15 protein-coding genes are annotated in these 22,279 nt (G+C 54.9%); 11 read left to right on the forward strand and 4 right to left on the reverse strand.

The features are described from left to right. Nucleotides 1-86: 86 nt before the first annotated feature. From VRZ32_RS01775 to VRZ32_RS01785, 3 genes are all read left to right on the forward strand, one after another. Nucleotides 87-1,472 (forward strand): murein hydrolase activator EnvC family protein, encoded by a 1,386-nt coding sequence (locus VRZ32_RS01775; RefSeq protein ID WP_414523721.1) that lies wholly within the window; start codon nucleotides 87-89, stop codon nucleotides 1,470-1,472. Further along, the gene (locus VRZ32_RS01780; protein ID WP_414523722.1) at nucleotides 1,472-2,917 is read left to right on the forward strand and encodes a S41 family peptidase; all 1,446 of its coding nucleotides are present in this window, start codon (nucleotides 1,472-1,474) and stop codon (nucleotides 2,915-2,917) included. The genes VRZ32_RS01775 and VRZ32_RS01780 overlap by 1 nt, the downstream gene beginning before the upstream one ends. An 84-nt stretch (nucleotides 2,918-3,001) precedes the next feature. Next, nucleotides 3,002-3,553, forward strand: coding sequence for an RNA pyrophosphohydrolase (locus VRZ32_RS01785; protein WP_414523723.1), 552 nt, complete (start codon nucleotides 3,002-3,004; stop codon nucleotides 3,551-3,553). A 114-nt stretch (nucleotides 3,554-3,667) separates the two neighbouring features. Here the strand turns inward: VRZ32_RS01785 and VRZ32_RS01790 are convergent, their stop codons facing one another. Beyond that, on the reverse strand, nucleotides 3,668-4,702 hold the full coding sequence (locus tag VRZ32_RS01790) for an aspartate-semialdehyde dehydrogenase (protein ID WP_414523724.1): 1,035 nt from the start codon (nucleotides 4,700-4,702) through the stop codon (nucleotides 3,668-3,670). Nucleotides 4,703-5,190: 488 nt separating this feature from the next. Here VRZ32_RS01790 and VRZ32_RS01795 point away from each other — a divergent pair, with 488 nt between their 5' ends. The 3 genes from VRZ32_RS01795 to VRZ32_RS01805 all read left to right on the forward strand — a co-directional run bounded on the left by VRZ32_RS01795 (nucleotide 5,191) and on the right by VRZ32_RS01805 (nucleotide 9,188). Then, entirely contained in the window at nucleotides 5,191-6,909 is a 1,719-nt protein-coding gene (locus VRZ32_RS01795) for a heparinase II/III family protein (protein ID WP_414523725.1), read from the forward strand. Nucleotides 6,910-7,025: 116 nt separating this feature from the next. Then, complete coding sequence (gene purH / locus VRZ32_RS01800; protein WP_414523726.1) at nucleotides 7,026-8,636, forward strand: bifunctional phosphoribosylaminoimidazolecarboxamide formyltransferase/IMP cyclohydrolase; 1,611 nt, start codon at nucleotides 7,026-7,028, stop codon at nucleotides 8,634-8,636. Nucleotides 8,637-8,702: 66 nt separating this feature from the next. Next, complete coding sequence (locus tag VRZ32_RS01805; RefSeq protein WP_414523727.1) at nucleotides 8,703-9,188, forward strand: peroxiredoxin; 486 nt, start codon at nucleotides 8,703-8,705, stop codon at nucleotides 9,186-9,188. Between the two features lie 143 nt (nucleotides 9,189-9,331). Here VRZ32_RS01805 and VRZ32_RS01810 read toward each other — a convergent pair whose 3' ends face one another. Together VRZ32_RS01810 and VRZ32_RS01815 are read right to left on the reverse strand one after the other, a co-directional pair. Next, a complete protein-coding gene (locus VRZ32_RS01810; RefSeq protein WP_414523728.1) occupies nucleotides 9,332-9,952 on the reverse strand; it encodes a ribonuclease HII in 621 nt (206 codons plus the stop codon). Then, nucleotides 9,949-10,581, reverse strand: a complete 633-nt coding sequence (locus VRZ32_RS01815) for a helix-turn-helix transcriptional regulator (RefSeq protein WP_414525006.1) — start codon at nucleotides 10,579-10,581, stop codon at nucleotides 9,949-9,951. Before VRZ32_RS01815 ends, VRZ32_RS01810 begins: the two co-directional genes overlap by 4 nt. A gap of 253 nt (nucleotides 10,582-10,834) precedes the next feature. Here VRZ32_RS01815 and VRZ32_RS01820 point away from each other — a divergent pair, with 253 nt between their 5' ends. Further along, a complete protein-coding gene (locus VRZ32_RS01820) occupies nucleotides 10,835-11,917 on the forward strand; it encodes a quinone-dependent dihydroorotate dehydrogenase (protein WP_414523729.1) in 1,083 nt (360 codons plus the stop codon). A gap of 82 nt (nucleotides 11,918-11,999) precedes the next feature. Here VRZ32_RS01820 and pepN read toward each other — a convergent pair whose 3' ends face one another. Continuing rightward, on the reverse strand, nucleotides 12,000-14,639 hold the full coding sequence (pepN, locus tag VRZ32_RS01825) for an aminopeptidase N (protein WP_414523730.1): 2,640 nt from the start codon (nucleotides 14,637-14,639) through the stop codon (nucleotides 12,000-12,002). Between the two features lie 186 nt (nucleotides 14,640-14,825). On the opposite strand from pepN, the gene VRZ32_RS01830 reads away from it, so the two are divergent. The 4 genes from VRZ32_RS01830 (at nucleotide 14,826) to ccmE (ending at nucleotide 22,254) form a co-directional block, all read left to right on the forward strand. Further along, a complete protein-coding gene (locus tag VRZ32_RS01830; protein ID WP_414523731.1) occupies nucleotides 14,826-16,775 on the forward strand; it encodes an ABCB family ABC transporter ATP-binding protein/permease in 1,950 nt (649 codons plus the stop codon). A 149-nt stretch (nucleotides 16,776-16,924) separates the two neighbouring features. Beyond that, a complete protein-coding gene (locus VRZ32_RS01835; RefSeq protein WP_414523732.1) occupies nucleotides 16,925-20,569 on the forward strand; it encodes an AsmA family protein in 3,645 nt (1,214 codons plus the stop codon). A 69-nt stretch (nucleotides 20,570-20,638) separates the two neighbouring features. Next, nucleotides 20,639-21,796: a c-type cytochrome biogenesis protein CcmI gene (gene ccmI / locus VRZ32_RS01840; protein ID WP_414523733.1), complete on the forward strand. Its 1,158-nt coding sequence runs from the start codon at nucleotides 20,639-20,641 to the stop codon at nucleotides 21,794-21,796. Next, nucleotides 21,793-22,254: a cytochrome c maturation protein CcmE gene (ccmE, locus tag VRZ32_RS01845; RefSeq protein WP_414523734.1), complete on the forward strand. Its 462-nt coding sequence runs from the start codon at nucleotides 21,793-21,795 to the stop codon at nucleotides 22,252-22,254. The genes ccmI and ccmE overlap by 4 nt, the downstream gene beginning before the upstream one ends. The last annotated feature ends 25 nt before the right edge of the window (nucleotides 22,255-22,279 follow it).

The following is a 22,279-nucleotide window of genomic DNA, read 5'->3' on the forward strand; positions in this document are numbered from 1 at the left end:
CCGGCTTTCCGGCGTGCCAATGGTGCAGGTATGGCGGGGTTGGTGCAAGAAAGCTGATGCCTTTTTCGTTGAAGCTTGCAGTTCTTATGTCGACGTGCAGTCAGATGGCTAGCGCGGCGATGCTTGTTGCCATAATGCTATCAGGCGGGAGTGCGCTTGCGCAGCAGGCTGCTCCTGCCGAGACACCTGGGCAGCCACAAACCACGCAACCATGGGCTGAAACCGAGGCTAGCCGCAATCAGCGCCGCCAGGAGCTGGAAGCCGTTGAGGCTGATCTGGCCGCGCGCGCGGCGCGGCGTGAGGCGCTGCGGGCTGAGATTGAGGGATTAAATGCGGATCGGGCGCAGCTGAACAGCATCCTGATCGAGACCACCCAACGCATTGGTGCGGCTGAAGATCGCGTATCAGCTATTGAACAGCGCCTGACAACGCTTGATGGTAGCGAGCAGGCCATTCGCCGCTCACTTGAAAGCCGTCGCGATGTGATTGCTGAGGTGCTTGCAGCGCTTCAGCGCATGGGCCGGCATCCACCGCCAGCAGTGCTTGTTGAGCCCGAAGACGTTTTGCAAGCTGTGCGTAGTTCCATCTTGCTGGGGGCAGTTGTGCCTGAATTACGTGCTGAGGCGGAGGCATTAGCCTCTGATCTGGCAGAGCTTGCGCGGCTTCGCAAGCAAATCGCTATTGATCGGGAAGCGCTGAATAAGGATATCACAACGTTACATGGCGAGCAGGATCGCTTGTCTGCGCTCATAGAGGAGCGTCAGCGCCGCATCGCGGAAGTCGAAAAAACGGATGCGGTTGAGCAGGCGCAAGTGGCAGATCTTGCCAGCAAAAGTGATAATCTCAAGGATTTGATCAGCAGCATGGAGCAGGATATCGCTTCTGCTCGTAGGGCCGCTGATGAAGCAGAGGCGGCTTCTCGCCAGCGTGATAAAGCGGTTGATGACAGGCTTGCTGCAGCACCATTCGGCGATCCGGCGCGCCTTGAGCCTAAGGTTTCTTTTGCTAAAGCGCAGGGATTATTGCCATTTCCTGTTCGCGGTGACATCGTGCGCGGATTCGGTGCGTCTGATGGGTTCGGTGGTACAACGCAAGGCATTTCTGTCGTCGCGCGTGACGAAGCTGTCATTGCGTCACCTACGGATGGATGGGTTGTTTACTCTGGTCCATTTCGATCGTTCGGGCAGCTCTTGATCATCAATGCTGGTGAGGGATATTATATTCTGCTAGCTGGGATGGAACGCATAAATGTGACTTTGGGACAGTTTGTGCTTGCGGGAGAACCTGTTGCCATTATGGGCAAGGGTGTATCGTCGGGTACAAGTGCATATGCGGCAAACGGACTTGTGGGTGGCGGCCTTGCGGGTGGCGCTACAGGCCCCATACTATATATTGAGTTTCGCAAGGACGGCGGATCAATCGATCCTGCTCCGTGGTGGGCGAAGGCAAAAAGCGAAAAGGTTCGCGGATGATGCGCAAGTTTTCTCTGGTTATGATAGGTGCACTGATTGGCGCGGGCGTGACGATTGTGGGTACACAGTCGCGGCTTTTCTCCAGCACCAGCGCTATTGCCGCTTCCGTCGATACGTATCGGCAGCTGACCCTGTTTGGTGATGTTTTCGACAAGGTCCGTAGCGACTATGTTGAAAAGCCGGATGAGAGCAAGCTCGTTGAATCTGCCGTGTCTGGCATGCTGTCCTCGCTTGATCCGCATTCGAGTTATATGGATGCCAAGAGCTACCGCGATATGCAGGTGCAGACGCGGGGTTCCTTTGGTGGTCTCGGTATCGAAGTAACGATGGAAGATGGTCTGGTGAAGATCGTCAGCCCCATCGATGATACACCTGCCGCACGCGCTGGATTGCAGGCTAACGATTTGATCGTGGCTATTGATGGCGATCAAGTGCAGGGGCTGACCATCAATCAGGCGGTCGAGAAGATGCGCGGCGCGGTCGATTCTGAGGTGAAGCTGAAGATTCAGCGCTCTGGCAAGACCGAACCATTTGACGTTACCCTGAAACGCGACATTATCCGCATTCGCTCGGTTCGTTTTGAGAACAAGGGTGACATTGGCTATTTGCGCATTTCCCAGTTTAACGAACAGACATTCGATAATCTGAACAGCGCTATTGAAAAGCTCACCAAAGAGATTCCTGGCGATAAGCTGAAAGGCTTTGTTATTGATCTGCGCAACAACCCCGGTGGTCTGCTGGATCAGGCGGTGCTGGTGTCTGATGCTTTCCTTGATCGCGGAGAGATTGTCTCGACGCGTGGGCGCAATCTTGACGAATCACAACGCTTTAACGCTCGTGCGGGCGATATCACGAAGGGCAAACCGGTTGTCGTGCTCATCAATGGTGGCTCGGCTTCGGCTTCGGAAATTGTTGCGGGTGCCTTGCAGGATCACCAGCGTGCAAAGCTGATTGGCACGCGCTCGTTCGGTAAGGGATCGGTGCAGACAATCATCCCCCTTGGTCAGAATGGTGCATTGCGCCTTACAACCGCGCGTTACTACACGCCGTCAGGCCGTTCTATTCAGGCGAAGGGCATTGAGCCTGATTTCATTATCGAGGAGGTCATTCCAGATGATCTCAAAGGTAAGGATCAGATCAAGGGCGAGGTTGGTTTGCGTGGCCATTTGAAGAATGCAGACGAATCTGCATCTGAAGATGCTGCTAATCAGAGCGAGGCTGCCAAGGATAAGGATTCTCCCGGCTCATCTGCTTATGTGCCAACAGATCCTGCGCTCGATACGCAGCTGAATGCGGCTTATGATTTGCTGCGTGGCATTGCCAACCCAGCTCTTGTTGCCAAAAAAGCAGATGAGAGCACGGATAAGAAAACAGAATCAGCCGCAAATGTTGCCGAGAAAAAAGGCGATGCGGGCAAATCCAAGGGTAAGGATACGCCTAAGTAATCCCAGACTATTGAAGTTGAAATAATAATGTTACCCACGCATGGGTAGTGCTCAGCATGGCAATAATTGATGTTAGGATGAGGGATGACGGGCAAAGTAGTTAGCTTTCGCAAAAAGGTGAGGGCGGAAGATTTGCCCTATCGCCCATGCGTCGGCATCATGCTGCTTAACCGTGAGGGACGTGTATTTGTAGGTAATCGCCGTCAGGAGGATAATTCTGAAGGTGTTGCACCGCAGGGATATACGTGGCAGATGCCGCAAGGTGGTATCGATGATGGTGAAGATGCCCTGGAGGCTGCGCGCCGCGAGTTGTTTGAAGAAACCAATGTCAGTTCACTGAAAGTGCTTGCCCAGACACCTGAATGGTTGACATACGATTTACCGGAAGATCAGATTGGCATCGCTCTCAAGGGTAAGTATCGCGGCCAAAAGCAGAAATGGTTTGCCATGCGCTTTATGGGTGATGAATCCGAAATCGATGTACTCAATCCCGGTGGTGGGGAATCCAAGCCCGAATTCAGTGGCTGGCGCTGGGAGGATGCGAAGCGTTTGCCGGAACTTATCGTGCCATTCAAACGGCAGGTCTACGAGCAAGTGGTCGCAACTTTTGAGGTGTTGACCCGCATATCCGTCTGATCCGAACTTTCAAGGTGGTATTCGCTAATTTTTAAATCCATAAAAAATGCGCCGTTGTGAGACGGCGCATTTTTATTTTTTCTTACCAGAGGTGAATTGAGGGCGTAAACAACGCTACGCAGCTTGCTGGCGTGGGCTGATCAGTTTGCGGTTGACCAGCGCCTCGGCGATTTGAACTGCATTGAGAGCGGCGCCTTTCCGCAGGTTATCCGACACGACCCAGAATGCGAGGCCATTTTCAACCGTAGCATCCTCGCGAATGCGGGAGATGTAAGTTGCATCTTCGCCTGCAGCTTCATGAGGCGTGATATACCCGCCATCTTCACGTTTATCGATGACAAGACAACCGGGAGCCTGACGAAGAATATCGCGCGCTTGCTCAGGGGTAATGGGGTTTTCAAACTCCACGTTCACTGACTCGGAGTGTGATAGGAACACCGGCACGCGCACAGCCGTTGCGGTGAGTTTGATGGATGGATCAAGAATCTTCTTCGTCTCGGCCATCATCTTCCACTCTTCCTTCGTGTAGCCATCCTCCATAAACACATCAATGTGTGGGATGACATTGAAGGCAATGCGCTTGGTGAATTTGCCAGCCTTGGCCTCGCCAGTGGTGAAGATCGAGCGGGTCTGCGAGAACAGTTCGTCCATCGCTTCCTTGCCTGCCCCCGAGACTGACTGGTAGGTCGAAACGACAACGCGCTTGATCTTTGCTGCATCGTGCAACGGCTTCAGCGCGACCACAAGCTGTGCGGTGGAGCAGTTGGGGTTGGCAATGATGTTCTTTTTGGAGAAGCCCTTGATCGCATCGGCATTCACTTCCGGCACGATCAATGGCACGTCGAGATCATAGCGCCAGGCAGATGAGTTATCGATAACAACGGTACCGGCAGCAGCAATTTTGGGCGCCCATTCGCGCGCTACGTCACCACCTGCTGACATCAGACAGATATCGGTGTCGGAAAAATCGTAGTTAGCGAGATCTTTGGTCTTCAGCGTCTTGTCGCCGAAAGACACCTCTTGGCCCATGCTGCGACGCGATGCGAGTGCAACGACTTCGCTCACGGGAAATGCGCGCTCGGCAAGAATGTCGAGGATTTCACGGCCCACGTTACCGGTGGCGCCAACCACGGCGATCTTGAAACCCATTCTACGATATCTCCTGTTCAATCTCTCCCGGATTGCGATGCTGCTTCAGCATCTGCTCTCTCTCGTGCCACGGGGAGAGAGGTCCGGGAACGAGCGCAGGGATCAGCGTGTCTTCGACGTAATCGTCGTGACCGCAGGGATGGTTTTCGTTTTTTTAATATTCACGAGAGCCATCACGGACTATCCGCCTGTTGCCTTATGGGTGCGCGCTGATGAAACAATAACAATATCATCCCAAGCGAGATATCTGCACCACTGTCGGGTGATTTTGTCAAGATGAAACTTACAGCACTGTCCAATGTTACAAAAATGCGGGGAGTGTTAACTGAGCTGTACAGTTCAGTTAACTTTTTGCGCTTATCGTCCATGATCGGGGCAGTAATATCAGGCTCCCGGATGGGCATGCGCCTGAATTAGCATGGATATCCAGGGAGCCATCGCTGAGTTGACGCGGATCAGCTGGCTGGCGGAAAGGACTGATTAACGTCGTGGGTGCAGACCAATACCGGTGGCGACTTTATGGACTTGCGCTTGCTGAGGCAGGGCGGCGACTCTATGGCGTTGCCTGGTATAGTATTGAAATGCTTTCATCTTTGCGTCGTCGATCATCCGAACGTGTCGTTATCGCGCCACAAGATTTACGCACGACTGATCCGACCGAAGCAGCCGATATCTATGCAGGATATTTTTCGCTCGCAGGCCAGAGTGTTGATTGTAGGGGCCGCTCGCCCTTTGAGGTCATGCCACCGTCGGAGGCTTGGGCGGAAGCGCTTGCGAGTTTCTCATGGCTGCGCCATCTGGGTGCTGCCGATTCGGCATTGGCGCGGGCTAATGCGCGCGCGCTTGTTGACGATTTTCTGATGGATCGGCTTGATCGTAGCGGCATTGCCGTGCGCCCTGTGATCGCAGCACGACGATTGCTTGTTTTCCTCAGCCAGGCCCCCTTGGTACTGGAGGGGGCAGATCATGCATTCTATCGACGTTTCATGCGGGCGCTGGCGCGTGGTGTCAGGCAATTATCGGGGCAGGTTGGGGTTGAGCTGCAAGGTGAGGATAAGCTGCTTGCGCTTATTGCCTTGGCGATGGCTGGCCTCTGCCTGGATAATCTTGGCTGGCTTCAGCGCAATGTCAGTAAGCAATTGGGCGATGAGCTGGCCCGACAGATCCTGCCCGATGGAGGCCATATTAGCCGAAATCCGCAAGTGCTGGTTAATCTGCTGACGGAGCTTCTGCCATTACGACAGGTATATGCTGCGCGAGGTGTTTCGCCGCCACCGCAGTTACTCGGCGCTATCGATCGTATGATGCCAATGCTGCGCATGTTCCGTCATGGAGAGGGTTCGCTTGCGCTCTTTAATGGCATGGGGTGCACGCAGGTTGACCTGATTGCAACATTGCTCGCCTATGATGATACGCGATCGCGGGCCATCCAGCATGCGCCTCATTCCGGTTATGAGCGGCTTGATTCCGGCGAAATAGTGTTGATTGCTGATGTCGGCCGTCCACCGCTGCCGATGAACTCTACGCATGCGCATGCAAGTTGTCTGGCATTTGAGTTGAGCATTGGCCGCGCGCGGCTTGTTGTTAATTGTGGCGCGCCTCGTCAGGGGAGCGCCATTCCGTTACTCGCTGCCCGTTCGACGGCTGCGCACTCGACAGTGACAATTGGTGAAGCATCATCATGTCTGTTTGCTGGTGCTGATAAGGGGGATACGCCATTTTCCCGATTCGACCGGCGTTTGGGGCGCTGGTTAGGCTCACCGATCATTGGTGGGGTGGAGCATGTTGAAGTTAATCGCGGAGCAAGCGAGGCTTCTATCCAGACATTAGGCGCAGCACATGATGGCTATCGAGAGCGCTTCGGGTTGATACATCAGCGCCGTTGGCGTCTTGATGGCGAACATGGTGCCGTAGATGGTGAAGATGCCTTCATTGCAGTTGATGAGCCACCGTCAGGGCTCGTTGCTACGATCCGCTTTCATTTGCATCCGCTGGTGCGTACGAGCCGTTCGCAAGATGGGTATAGTGTGCTGTTATTGCTGCCGGATGGGCAGGGGTGGTCTTTTGAGGTAGAGCAGGGCGAGCTGGCGATTGAGGAAAGCGCATTCCTGGCCGCAACAGATGGGGCGCGGCGGGGTGAACAGATCGTTGTCTATGTTAACCCAACCGAAGTCCGGCAACTACGCTGGCGCTTCTTTCGTTTGTAAGCGTGCCATTTTTCAATTCCTTGAAAGTTGAAAATGGTCTAGGCACGCATTAATGCGGATTCACTGCTCGTCCGGTTGATGTCGGATACGCGCCTTATTCTCGAGTTGGACCTGCCATGTCTCTTGAAGTTCCGTCGCTCCACGATCGCAAAGTTATCACGCGTGCCTTGCTGTCGGTTTCCGACAAGTCCGGCCTCATCGGTTTTGCCAGCGCGCTGGCCGCACGTGGTATAGAGCTCGTTTCAACCGGGGGCACGTACAAGGCGCTGGTTGATGCAGGCCTACCGGCAAAAGATGTTGCCGATGTAACCCAGTTTCCTGAAATGATGGACGGACGCGTTAAAACACTGCATCCGGCTGTACATGGCGGCATTCTGGCAATACGTGGCAATCCAGAACATCAGGCTGCGATGCTTGCCCACGGCATTACGCCTATCGACCTTGTGGTGGTGAACCTTTATCCGTTTGAGGAGACTGTTGCGCGCGGTGGCTTGTTCGATGATTGCATCGAAAACATCGATATTGGTGGCCCGGCAATGATTCGCGCTGCTGCCAAGAATCATGCCGATGTTGCGGTGATTGTTGAGCCTAATGATTACGATGCGTTGCTCGATGAGCTGAATGCCTATGATGGCGCAACAACCCTTGCTTTGCGCAGGCGGCTGGCTCAAAAGGCATATGCGCGTACGGGTGCCTATGATGCGGCTGTATCGAACTGGTTCGCAGCGGTTGAAAAGATTGAAACGCCTGATTTCCGCGCCTTTGGGGGCAAGCGTGGTCTTGATCTGCGTTATGGTGAGAACCCGCACCAGGCAGCTGCTTTCTATGCTTCAGGCGAGCAACGTCCAGGCGTTGCAACAGCACGTCAGCTGCAGGGTAAACAGCTTTCTTACAACAACATTAATGATACCGATGCAGCTTATGAAGCGGTTGCAGAGTTCGATGCCAACCGTACAGCTGCGGTCGTCATCGTCAAGCATGCCAATCCGTGTGGTGTGGCGGAAGGCGCTACGCTGGCCGAAGCTTATGAGAAGGCGCTGCTGTGCGATTCCGTATCGGCTTTTGGAGGCATCGTCGCGCTCAACCGTACGCTGGATGCAGATGCTGCGCGCAAGATCGTTACGATTTTCACCGAGGTGATCATTGCACCTGATGCCACAGAGGAAGCGATTGCTATTGTAGCAGCGAAAAAGAATTTACGGTTGCTGCTTGCTGGCGGTTTGCCGGATCCGCGCGGCCAGGGGCTTGGTGTGCGCACGGTTGCCGGCGGTTTTCTTGTGCAAGGGCGTGATAATGCTGTTGTTGATGATATGGATCTGCGTGTCGTAACGCGCCGCGCACCAACTGAAGCAGAACTTGCAGATCTGCGCTTTGCTTTCAGGGTTGCCAAGCACGTGAAATCAAACGCTATTGTCTACGCACGCGATGGTGCGACGGTGGGTATTGGTGCTGGCCAAATGAGCCGGGTGGATTCATCCCGCATTGCTGCGTGGAAGGCGCAGGAAGCAGCCACTGCTGCCGGGGCGGTGGAAAGCTTTGCCAAGGGTGCAGTCGTTGCTTCTGATGCATTCTTTCCCTTCGCTGATGGGTTGCTGGCAGCCGCTGCAGCTGGAGCGACGGCGGTGATCCAGCCAGGAGGCTCCGTTCGCGACGATGAGGTTATTCGTGCAGCCGACGATGCCGGACTTGCAATGGTATTCACGGGACACAGGCATTTCCGCCATTGAATGGTGACTTAAACCGATGATATCGTCGCCACTCTCGTGCTTAAGTTTACATAAAGGGATGACGTTATGACTGTCGCTGTTGGGGATCGCCTGCCACAGACCACTTTCCGCGTTCTAACCGCCGATGGGCCGACCCCTCGCACGACGGACGATATATTCAAGGGGCGTCGGTTGCTGCTCGTTGGCGTTCCCGGTGCTTTTACACCTACCTGCCATCGTAATCATGCGCCCGGCTATATTGCCAATATCGATGCCTTCAAGGCAAAGGGTATTGATGCAGTGGCCATTACCAGTGTGAATGACGCATTCGTGCTTGAAGCGTGGTCGAAGGCATTAGGTGCTGAAGGTGCTATTGAGTTTCTTTCAGATGGAAGTGCCGATTTTGCCCGCGCGACCGGCCTGCTGTTCGATGGTTCTGGCTTCGGCCTTGGTCCGCGCTCGCAGCGCTATGCCATGGTAGTGGATGATGGCGTTATAGAAACGCTGGTCATTGAAGAGGCTGCGGGGCAGGTGCAAGTTGCTGGCGCTGAACACGTGCTGGAAATGCTCTGAGATTTTTATCAATATTATCCCGGAAACGAAACCTTTGGTTCGAATCTCGAAGGATATATGCGCTTCACGTCATGGTGTGCTGGCAATGGCAATGCTCGAAAGGCGAAGCAGATTGCCATTTGCAGGCCATCATGGCGAGAGGATCAACCATTTAAGCGTAAAGGTGCGAAGCTGAAGCGATGGAACGGGCAGGGGCCATGTTCCATTAAAGCTGCCTTATGCGCCGGCGTTGGATAGCCGACATGGCGGCTGAACCCATATGCTGGATAAGTTGCACAAAGCCGTTGCATGATCCGGTCGCGGGTGACCTTCGCAACAATGGATGCAGCTGCGATTGAGGCAATGTGAGCATCACCCTTGATAATTGTCTCAACCGTGCAAGGCAAAGGCGGAGGGTCATTGCCATCAACAAGCGCAAAGGTTTTTACGGGCAGCTCTGATAATGGCAGGGCATGAAACGCACGGGACATAGCCGCAAGCGTTGCTTGGCGGATGTTAATGCGGTCAATTTCCCTGGCAGAGACGCAAGCGATGCCAACGTGGGCGCTGGCGAGAATTTCGCCATAGAGCTGATGTCGGGTGCGTTCTGAAATTTGCTTGGAATCAGCAAGTCCCACTGGCACAGCAAGCGGATTAAGCACAACTGCTGCGGCCACAACCGGGCCTGCAATGGGACCGCGCCCGACTTCATCAATTCCTACAATGCACTGAACCCCTTGCGCGCTTAGTGCAAGCTCCCGTTCAAACGATGCAAGAACCTTCACTGGCTTGCCCAGATAATGCGCGCAATCCAGGCAATGTCCTGTTCGTTAAACATACGGTCCTCATGGTCAGGATTGAGCGAGCGTAGCTCAACCGTTTTTGCTGTGCGGCGTTTCAGTTCCTTGGCCATCACTTCGCCCTCAACAGTGCGCACAACCACGCGATCCCCTCGGCGTAGTGAAGCTGTGGGCGATACGATAATCACATCCCCGTCACGGTAGACCGGTTGCATGGATTCGCCTGCAATTTCAAGGGCGAATACTTTATCTTCGCTGATCTCCGGAAAGGCAACTTCGTCCCATGATCCACCAACAGGAAAGCCGCCATCATCAAAGAAGCCGCCTTTGCCAGCTTGTGCAAAGCCAATTAGCGGTAAATTGCGTGTAGGCTTGTACTTGCCGTGCCGGGCAATCAATGCCATGAACTCGTCCAGAGATGCGCCTGTCGCATCCAGTACCTTGGCGATGGATTCTGTCGATGGCCAACGCGGACGGCCGTCAGCGGCAGTCCGTTTGGAGCGGTTAAATGCTGTCGGGTCGAGACCGGCTTTACGTGCCAGCCCCGATGGCGTCAAACCACTCCGCGCCGCAAAAGCGTCGAGAGCTGACCAGATCTGGTCATGAGATAGCATCATGAAACGCCACCTTCAGGCTAGGGGTTAGGACACGGTTCTTAGGTATAGGATTATCTCATTTTGGCACATCGCGCAACGCATTCCCTGCGCACTTTACTGGTAGGGATGTCGCGATTTTCTGGTCAATGGGAATAAATTCTGGTTTTTTCTGATGCTTATGACGAAATGCTAAGTTTGTTTTTGTTGGGTCTGAAAACATAAAAAATGATACTTGAGGTGGCGTAGTAGCGTCGATACGGGAGAATACCTGATGCGGGGTCTTGAGCGGCTGATTCGTCCATTCCTGTTTGCACTAGATGCGGAGACTGCGCACCGCCTGACTATTCGCACGCTCTCGGCAGCGCGGCTGTCGCCATCTGCGCCTGATGATGCCGCGCTGCATGTTGAGGCATTCGGATTGAAGTTCCCCAATCCGGTGGGGTTGGCGGCAGGCTTTGATAAAAACGCTGAAGTCCCTGATACCATTCTGTCTGCCGGATTTGGGTTTGCAGAGGTGGGCACACTGACGCCTCTTTCACAGCCAGGTAATGCGCGTCCACGTATTTTCCGTCTGGTTCGCGATGAGGCGGTGATCAATCGTTTGAGCTTCAATAATCAGGGGCATGCTGCAGCGCTTGAGCGTCTTGAGGCGCGCGCTGGCCGTCCGGGAGTGGTTGGTGTCAACATTGGCGCTAACAAGGATACGATGGATCGTGCAGCTGATTATGTCACTGGTATAAAAACATTTGCGGGTGTTGCCAGCTATTTTACGCTGAACGTTTCATCGCCCAACACGCCCGGTTTGCGGGACCTGCAACAAGAAGCTGCGTTGGATGATCTGATCGCACGGTGCATTGAAGCGCGTGATATGACCGCGGAAACATATCCGCGCCGTCCGCTGCTGCTGAAAATCTCTCCGGATGTATCGTTGCAAGAGCTGGATGCAATCGTGGGTGTAGCGCGCAACCGCGGCATTGATGGCATGATTGTCTCGAACACGACCATCAGCCGGCCTGCGCTTGTTGATGTTCGCCATGTGGGTGAGATGGGGGGGCTGTCAGGGCGGCCGCTGTTCCCATTGGCAACGCGCATATTGGCGCAGACGTTCCTGCGTGTTGAAGGCGCCTTCCCCATTGTAGGCGTAGGTGGTGTGGATTCGCCGGAAGCTGCATGGCAGAAAATTCGCGCAGGCGCGACGCTGGTGCAGCTTTATTCTGCATTGGTTTATAAGGGGCCGAGCTTGGTCAAGGATATCAAGCAAGGCTTGCTGGCATCTCTTGCCCGCGAGAAAACTACGCTGGTCGATACAGTAGGGGTTGGTGCTGCAGAAATTGCATCCGCGCCGCTATCTTAAGACCCAATTGTTGCAGCACATCAGATGGCAATTTAGAGAGGTCATTGGCAGGGAAGTGAATGCTTCCCCGCCAATTGTTTTATTAAGCCAGCGAGCGATTAACGATATCTGCCACGTCTGGCGATAGCGGTGACTTGGCCGCAATACGGCGTAAGGCGGCCTCTGCCTGCGCGCGACGGGTTGGCTCCAACGTTTTCCATGTTCTAAAGGCAGTCGAGAGGCGTGACGCTACCTGCGGATTGGTGGAGTCGAGGCTAATGATCATATCCGCAAGGAACGCAAATCCGGCACCGTCAGCACGTGCGAACTGGGTGGCGTTCGCCATGGCAAAGCTGCCAATAAGTGCCCGAGTGCGGTTGGGATTCGATAGCGAAAACGCCGGGTGATTAAGCAATCCCTTAACGCGCTCAAGAGTGCTCGTCTCGGGGATAGATGCTTGAAGCGCGAACCACTTATCGAGCACTAGCGGATCATCTTTATAGCGCTCTGCGAAAGCGGCGAGGGCTGTCTCGCGGGCTTCTCCCGGCACATGCGCCAAAGTGGCGAGCGCGCCAAGCCGTTCAGTCATGTTATTTGCAGCATCAAATTGTGCGCGTGCCAAAGCTTCACCGCGGAATGCGTCGCCGGTTGTCAAGAGATCGAGCACTGCATTGCGCAGTGCACGCTGCCCGGCTTGTGTCGCATCCGGGCTAAATGGGGCATTGATGGTAAGGCTTGCATAGAGCTCTGCCAGCTTGTCAGCCAGCGCGCGCCCCAAGCTTTGACGCACAGCTTTCCGTGCTGCGTGGATGGCGTCAGGGTCGATGTTTTCGCCGATTTCGCGTGCGATATCAGCCTCACCCGGCAATGACAGCACCTGTGCAGCGAAAGCTGGATCGCGTTGGGCGTGGGCATCAAGGAAACGATCTAGCGCTTCAGCGAGCTTGGCGGGCACCTCAGCCGGTTTACCTGCGCGCACTTGTTCAACCGCGCGGATAATAATACGCGAGGCTATAGTCTGCGCTGCCTGCCATTGATTAAATGCATCGGTATCGTGAGCAAATAGCACCAGCAGATCATCGTCAGAAAGATCGATATCGAGCGTGACCGGCGCAGAAAAGCCACGCAGGAGCGAAGGCACCGGACGCTCTGTTACGTTGGTGAAGGTCACGCTGCGCTCTGGCGTATCCAGAATGAGGACGCCATTTTCGACAGTGTTATCCGCCGTTTCCAGTGCAAGCTCGCGCCCGCTCTCACCAATAAGCCCAAGCGCAACCGGAATGACCATCGGCTGCTTTTCTGCCTGGCCTGGTGTTGGCGCAGTGGTTTGGGAGAGCGTGAGGCAATAGGTTTTGGCTGCTGCATCATATACGCCTCGCGCGGTTACGCGAGGCGTACCGGCTTGCTCATACCATTGTGAAAATGCTGCAAGATCACTGCCACTTGCTTCCGCAAAGCTTGCGATGAATTGTTCGATTGTCGCTGCGGTGCCGTCGTAACGGTCAAAGTAGAGGTCCATACCGCGACGGAAATTATCAGGGCCAATCAGGATTTTGAGCACCCGGATCAGCTCGGCGCCCTTTTCATAGACGGTTGCTGTGTAGAAATTGTTGATTTCCTTATAGGCGCGTGGGCGCACAGGATGCGCTAGCGGGCCGCCATCTTCCGGAAATTGCGCTGAACGTAGCGTGCGCACATCAGAAATGCGTTTGACAGGACGGGAGCGTTCATCAGACGAAAACTCCTGGTCGCGAAAGACTGTCAGCCCTTCCTTGAGGCAGAGCTGGAACCAGTCGCGGCAGGTGATGCGGTTGCCGGTCCAGTTGTGGAAGTACTCGTGCGCAATCACTGCTTCGATGTTGGCATAGTCGCCATCGGTGGCTGTATCTTCGCTGGCTAGCACATACTTGTCGTTGAAAACATTCAGGCCCTTGTTTTCCATGGCCCCCATGTTGAAGTCCGACACGGCCACGACATTGAAGACATCAAGGTCATATTCGCGCCCAAACACGGTTTCATCCCAATGCATTGAACGCTGAAGCGAGTCCAGCGCATACCAGGCGCGTTCGCGCTTGCCGCGTTCAACATAGACCGCAACCGTTACCTTGCGTCCGCTGACCGTGGTGAAGATGTCCTCTACCTTGTCGAGATCGCCGCCAACAATGGCAAAGAGGTAGCAGGGCTTCGGGAAGGGATCGTCCCACACTGCAAAGTGACGTCCGGAATCGAGCGCGCCTGTTTCGCGCAAATTGCCATTGCCAAGAAGCAATGGTGTGTCGACATCAGCCTCGATGCGGGTGGTATAGACAGAGAGCACGTCCGGTCTGTCGAGAAAATATGTGATGCGGCGGAAGCCATCAGCCTCGCACTGTGTGCAGTAAGTGCCGCTGGAACGATAGAGGCCCATAAGCTTGGTGTTTGCTGTTGGGTTGATGCTGGTCTCGATAGACAGCGTAAACGCCTCCTGCGGCGGATGATGCAGCACGAGTTGCTGCGGGCTTGCGGTGTAGGCATTTGCTGCAAGCTGCGTGCCGTTGAGGCTAATGGAGGCAAAGTTCAGCTCATCACCATCAAGCGCCAATGATGCGCCTGCCTGCCCCTCTGGATTGGGACGAAGCGCAAGTCTGGAAATGACAGTCGTTGCCGTGGGATGCAACTTGATGGTGAGATCAACCGTATCGATCAGATAATCGGTAGGGCGATAATCTTCGAGACGGATAAGGGGGGCATTGTCATTGCGCATTAGCTTCAGTCTCCACGGAATCAGGCCTAGTACGTTTTCACTCTGTTCTTAGGCGCCAACGTGCTATGAGGGCAACATGTTTACAGTCACAACCGGTGGATGGCTGCTATTCGCACGTTAGGGGTGTCGTCTTGACGATAAAATACTATATATGCCGGGAAATAAATCTGCTGGGAAAATCAAGGCATGTCTAAACCGCGCACGGGTTCTCGGAACGAAGGATCGCGCAAGCAGCGATTTGAGCGTACATTACAGGGCCTATGGCCCTATCTGTGGCCAAGTGATCGCGCTGATCTGCGTCGCCGTGTGTACTTCGGTTTCGTTCTGCTGCTTGCGGCAAAGCTTGTAACGGTTGCAATGCCCTACAGCTTCAAATGGGCAGTGGATGCGCTGACTGGCGAAACGCAAGGGCACGAAGCTGCCACCTTGATGGCAGGCGCGGTGTTCCTCACCGTGCTTTATGGCAGCATGCGCATTCTTATGGCGCTGCTAACGCAATGGCGGGATGGACTTTTTGCCTCTGTCGCTATGCATGCCGTGCGAAGACTGGCGCTCGATACCTTCCGGCATATGCATGCGCTGTCGTTGCGTTTTCATCTTGAACGTAAAACCGGCGGTTTGACGCGCGTGCTTGAGCGTGGCCGGGCGGGCATTGAAGAACTGGTGCGGATGTTTGTTCTGCATCTGCTGCCTACCATTCTTGAATTCGTGCTGGTCGTTGGCGTGCTTTGGTGGCAGTTCGATTGGCGATTTGCGGCTGTCGTTTTTGTGATGGTGATGGCTTATCTCGTGTTCACCTATCGGGTAACCGAATGGCGCATCGATATCCGGCGGCGCATGAATGAGTCAGATACGGAAGCCAATACCAAGGCTATCGATTCACTCATCAATTATGAAACCGTCAAATACTTCGGCGCAGAGAAGCGGGAAGCCGCGCGCTATGATGTATCCATGGCGAGGTTTGAGCGCTCCAGTATTGATACGTATGTTTCGTTGTCCTATTTGAACGGTGGGCAGGCGATTATCTTCTCGCTCGGTGTGGTTGCTGTCATGGTGATGGCTGTGCTTGATGTGCGCTCGGGCGCTGCCACTGTTGGTGACTTCGTCATGGTCAACGCCATGCTGATGCAGCTTTATATTCCAATGAATTTCATGGGTATGCTGTACCGCGAAATCCGGCAAGCGCTGATTGATATCAGTGAGATGTTCTCCATTCTTGATCGTGATCCTGAGGTCAAGGATAAGCCGGATGCATTGCCCCTCAATGCTTCTGCCGGGGAGCTGCGCTTTGAAGACGTGCGTTTCGCCTATACACCAGAGCGCCCCATTCTGCGCGGGGTGAGCTTTACGGTGCCGGCTGGTAAAACGGTTGCTGTGGTTGGACCATCGGGCGCAGGTAAATCGACGCTATCGCGGTTGATTTTCCGTTTTTATGAGCCGCAGTCAGGCCAGATTCTGGTTGATGGGCAGAATATCGCTGCTGTGCAGCAAGAGAGTCTGCGTGCAGCGGTTGGAATGGTGCCGCAAGATACGGTGCTGTTTAATGACACCATCGGCTATAACATACGCTATGGCCGCCCTGATGCGACCGATGCTGAAGTGGTGGAAGCTGCAACGCTGGCCCAGATTGATGGATTTATCCGCACACTTCCGCAAGGCTATGAAACGCAAGTCGGCGAGCGAGGTCTCAAACTTTCCGGCGGTGAGAAGCAGCGTGTGGCAATCGCCCGGACGATCCTGAAGTCTCCGCGCATTCTGGTGCTTGATGAGGCAACCTCTGCGCTTGATAGTTTTACCGAGAGGGAAATCCAGCAGGCGCTTGATCAGGTCTCGCGCAACCGCACGACGTTGGTGATTGCACATCGGTTATCGACCATCATCAATGCCGATGAAATTCTGGTGCTTGATCGCGGTGAAATTGTCGAAAGGGGAACGCATAAGGCTCTGCTGGAGTGTGGTGGTCTCTATGCCGCCTTGTGGAACCGTCAGCGGCAAGTGGATGCTGCCCGTGCGACGCTTGCTCTTGAAGCAGAGGGTGCGATTAGTCCGCTGGTACAGGTAGATGATGATGTCGCTGATGTCGATGTGATCCTTGATCCGAAACAGGATGAAGAGGATGCATCTGCGCTGTCATAGAGCGGTTGTTGCTACGCTTCTGCTTGCCATCAAATGATGCTTGCCTGCACGTGAACCAAATGGTTCAGTTCCTGAATTAGGCGGGTATTTGCTGGCAAGGCTTGCGCTGCAGGGCACAGCTGTTGCTGTCAACGATGGGGCGGATAAGGGTGCGCGATCTCTTTACAATTGTCGCGATGCTGATTGTCGTGGTGCTGTGCGCAGCGCTTGCCGTGCCGTATTTTATCAATTGGCAGGCCTATCGTGCTGAGGTGGAAACAGCTCTTGGCAAGGCTTTCGGCGTGCCTGTGCACACTGAAGGCGCAATCACTGTGCGATTGCTGCCTACCCCCCATCTCGCATTAGAGCGGGTGGCTGTGGGGCGCGATGAACCTTTTCTCAGCGCAGATGGCCTCAATATATCGCTGGAAGCGCCGCCATTGCTTGGCGGTAATATTAAGGTATCACAGGCACGGTTGGTGCGCCCTGTCATGCGGGTTGATGTCAACACTGATGGCGCTTTCAGCGTGCCAGTCCTCTCCGATATGCAATTGGGGGCGCTCAATGCAGCGGGTATCAATGGCCTGATCATCGAAGACGGCACTCTGCGTTTTGTGAGCGCTTCAGAAGCTGGCATCGTGGAGCAGGTTATTGGCCCTATCGATGTTACCGCCAGTGCTGCTGCGCTCGCGGGACCTTGGCGGATTGATGGAAGCATTGCGGGTCATGGATTGCATCTTGCAACCGGATTGCCTGATGTAGAGCGCCGTGTGCGTGTAAAATTGCGTCTGGATGCGGCTAAGGAAACCGTCAACGTTGGTGCTTATAGCGAATTCGATGGCCTGATGCAGCTTGGTGTAATGCCGGTGATTCAAGGGCGGTTGATTGCCTCGTCGCCGCTGCCGGAATGGCCGGTTGTGGCCACTGCCGATGCGCAAGCGGTGCCGGCTCGCTTGGTTGCGACAGCCAATATCAGCAATGACGGCTGGCAGATCATTGGAAAAGATCTTGAGCTAAGTGTGGGCGAAGGAGTGCGTGCACTTGTGCTGGCAGGCGACGCTGCGCTCGATGCCAGTGCATTCCGAGCGGGTGAGATGCCGCGCCTTATGCTGATGCTCAATGGACGAAGAATTGATACAGTGCCCTTATTGCAGGCATCCAACACGCAAAATCGCAGTGTCGTGCAAAGCCTCTCCAAACGTTTAATGACTAAGCTTGACGGTTTGCCTGTCGATCTTTCTTTGACCTTGGGAAGCATTGCCCTTTCAGGTGAAGAGATAGGTCCTGCATCTGTAAAGCTCAGTGTGGCGCAAAGGGAGGGGAGCCCTCAGATTGATGTAGAACGTTTTGCTCTCACCTTCCCGGGAGGGACAATACAGGGGCGCGGTAACGTTTTAACGCATGGTAATCCGCGCTTTGCAGGCAATGTCCAAATGACCGGGACTGATACGCAGCGGCTTGCCAACGCACTTACGAATATGGGGCTTGTACCGCAGCTAACGCAAACGTTGCGGCAGTGGCCGAATATGGCTGTTGCAGGCGAGATTGAAGCGTCTGAAGCTGGTATTGCCATCCGCGACTTGCGTTGGTCAGCAGGGGAAACCAGTATCATTGGTGAACTGCACTACACGCCCGCCCAGAGCAAACAGCGCGGGCGTTTGATAGCAAGGCTAAACGCTCACAACCTTGATCTGGCTGCTCTTCCAGAATTTGATCCTATTCTGTTTATGCAAACCGAAACAGATCTGGATGTCGCAATCGAGGCAGATAATCTGCAGTTCGGCGCAGCCTCTGCCATACAGGATAGACGTCTCAGCATAGGGTTTACGACATCCCCTGAGGGCATTAACATCAATCAATTCGAGATGGTTGATCACCACAATGCCCATCTTGTGGCTTCAGGGCATCTTGATGAAAACGGGGGGCGCATTGTGGCCTCGCTAAATGCCGAGAGGCCTGAAGCAGTATTGGCTCTATCGCGCTCTTTCATACCGGAGTTATGGGGGCGGGTGATCTCACGTCTGGAGCCAGACATTGGGCCGCTTGCGCTTGAGGCAACAATTGCGCGACCAGGTACCGGGCGACCACTTGTTGCGGTTATTAAGGGAACGGCAGCGCAAACACGCATCGATGCCAAGCTCATCCATGATCCATCGGGGGCAGCTAAAGACAAGGCGGTGGTTGAGGTTTCTCTCGCCAGCCCAAATGCAGCAGCAATGCTGCGGCAGCTTGGTGTTGCTAATGCTCATTTTGATGAGAATGCCACTGTTGTGCCGATCCAACTCAAGCTGTCCGCGAGGGGAGCCTCCTTTGCAAGCCTTGATGGTCAAGGGGAGGGCATGATTGCTGACAGTCGTGCGACACTAGCTGGACAATGGCGAAGTGATGGAAGCAGTATGCGCCTTTCAGGTCCGCTGACACTCGCAAGCAGCAACCTTACCCCCGTGGTGGATATTCTGCAGTTTTCATTGCCGGGCGTGCAGCTGGGAAGAGATACAAAGGTTACGGCTGCATTGTCGTGGGATGACAAGGCGCTAAAACTGAACGATCTGCAAGGTACCGTCGGAGGTGACGCAGTATCAGGTGCAATTGCGATGGTTGACGGCAAATTGACCGGCGAGCTGGTAGTGGACCGGCTTGATCTTGGTGATCTTCTCGCTCTTTCTTTGGGGGATGCTGCACAGCCACAGGCGGGGCAGGTTTGGTCATCCAGGCGCTTCCAGGATGTTAAGTCTACGTTTGAGGCTGGGGTTAATGTCGATATCCGCTTGCGTGCAAAACATATGCGCGTCATGTCCGCGATCACACTCAACAATGCATCCTTGCGGCTCAATCTCTCGCCCGACATAGTTGATCTTCATGAGATCACGGGTGACCTTCCGGGAGGCGGAAGGGCGAAGGGGGATATTGCTTTGCGTCGTTCTGGCTCTCAGGCGAATTTCCGGGCCAATGTTGCGCTTGAAAGCATGGCGCTCTCAGCGTTAAGCCCTGGTCAAGGGGATGGAACGCTGAATGCGCGTCTGGATATTGGCGCTTCAGCAGAAAGCGTTGCCGGACTCGTTGCCAATCTTTCTGGTGGCGGAGAGGTGCAGGTACTGCAAGCAGCTATTCCCCGGTTTGATCCGACAGCGTTAGCACGGTTGATGCCTGAGCTGCTTAAGCCTGAGGCCATCAACACTGATATGAGCACAATCTCTACCCGCCTTGGTGCTGCGTTTGATAAAGGCGCGTGGCCGGTAAAGGGCATTGCTATTCCGCTGACAATTGCGGGTGGTGCATTGCGCTTTGGGCCCGTGTCGCTGGAAGCATCGCAGGCCAAGGCGAGTGTGAACGGGGTATTCGATATCAGCCGCCTGCAATTCGACGCGCGGGCACATCTCACAAGCGCAATGCCACTTGAGGGGTGGAATGGTGCCCCGCCGCAAGCCATTGTTGTGTGGCGTGGGCCGCTTAATGCGGTTGAGCGCACGATAGATGCAGGTCATGCGGCGAACGGTCTTGCTGCGATTTCCCTAACGCGTGAGCTCGATAGAATCGAGAAGCTTGAGGCTGATGCAAGGCAGCGTATCGAAAAAGCACGGCAGGAGCGCGCTCAACGCGAGCAGCGGCGGTTAGAGCAAGCTCAGGAGGAAGCAGCGCGCCTCAAAGCACAAGCAGCTAAGGAGGCCGCAGAAAATCAGATGAAGGCAGCGCAGCAACGCGAGTTGATACAGCCCCAAACGCTGCCCCAGCCTGCGCAAGAAACGCCACCAGCCACGCCTGTGCCCATACCTAATGCCCCTCTTGATATCCGGCCGGGTAGCCTATATCCGTGAATTCCCCGTGACTATATGTCGCCGCAAATGAATATCAGCACGGGCGCATTGCTAGTGTTATGAAGGCGCATGACGATCTGGTTTGTTTTTGCTCTTATGACGGGTGCTGCCGTCCTGTCCGTGTTGTGGCCGCTATCGCGTCGCCCGCAGGCGGCTGGCGAAGGCATGGTTGATGACACCGCTTTCTTTCGTCAGCAGATTGCTGATATCGAAAGAGAGGTGGCGCGTGGTCTGCTGCCTGAAACCGAGGGTGATGCTGCACGTGCTGAAGCGGGACGTCGCCTGCTGCGCGCGGTGGCCGAGAAGCCGGCAGAAGGCGATCAGCGAGGCGAACCAGCTCTGCGGCGCAGACGCGCAGCTTCTGCGATTGCGATCTCGATCATTCCGCTTGTGGCACTAACGCTCTATGGCGCGTCTGGACGCCCTGATGTGCCTGATGCACCATTTGCAGGGCGTATGGCAACGAGCGATCCGCGCGATCTTGACCTTAACGAAGCGGTTGCGCGGGTTGAGGGGCATCTTGCCCGCCAGCCTGATGATGGTCGAGGCTGGGAAGTGTTGGCGCCCATATATCTGCGGGCAGGGCGTTTTGATGATGCTGCCCGAGCCTATGGAGAGGCTTTGCGCCTGAATGGCATGACGGCTGACAGGTTAGCCGATTGGGCCGAGGCGATGGTAATGGCCGCTCAAGGCGTTATCACGGCTGAAGCGCGTGCAGCATTTGATAAGGCATTGACGCTTGAGACGGGCAACCCAAAAGCCGCGTATTATCGTGCCCTCGCTACCGATCAGGATGGCGATAAGGTGGGGGCATTGAATCAGTTGCGGCAATTGCTGGCGTCTTCCCCCACGGATGCGCCATGGCGTCCTGCGGTTGCTGCGCGGTTGGCGGCACTCCAAGATCCAACGCAAACAGAAACAGGGCAAGCCATTGCTGGTCTGGCGCCAGAACAGCGAATGCAGGCCATTCGCAGCATGGTGGCGCAACTGGCAGCGCGGGTTGATGATGAGGCTTCCAGCGTTGAAGACTGGCTGCGGCTTATTCGTTCATACGTGGTGCTTGGCGAAAAAACGGATGCATCGGCAGCTCTTGCACGTGCACGTGCGCGCTTTACAAGTGATCTTGTGGCATTACGCCATCTCGATGCATTGGCGCAAGAGCTCCAGATAAGTTCGGAAAAAGCACCAGTGGCGATAGATCAACAGGGTACGGAGAACGGCCAATGACACGGAAACAGCGCCGTTTGACGCTGATTGCAGGGGGCTTGGCCATTTTAGGTACAGCTCTTGGGCTCGTGCTTTTTGCCATGCGGGATACCATGGTGTTCTTTCGTTCACCTGCCGATATCGCAGCAATGAACATCACCCCCGGAACGCGGCTACGGCTTGGGGGGCTGGTCAAACAGGGGTCGGTTGAGAAGCCAGGTGGGCAGACAATCCGTTTTGTTGTGACCGATGGCGCTGGCGATATCAGCGTGCGCTACACGGGGCTGGTGCCTGATCTTTTCCGTGAAGGGCAGGGGGTCGTCACCGAAGGCGTTCTTATGCCTGATGGCGGTTTTGCTGCTGATAGCATTCTAGCCAAGCATGATGAGAACTACATGCCGCGTGAGGTGGCTGATGCCCTGAAAGAAAAGGGCTTGTGGCAGCACACCGAAAGCGATGATGCGGTGGTAACCCAATAAATTATTGTTATATAACGCATTTATG

The organism is Pseudochelatococcus sp. G4_1912 (assembly GCF_047501465.1).
Classification (GTDB): Bacteria; Pseudomonadota; Alphaproteobacteria; order Rhizobiales; family Beijerinckiaceae; genus Pseudochelatococcus.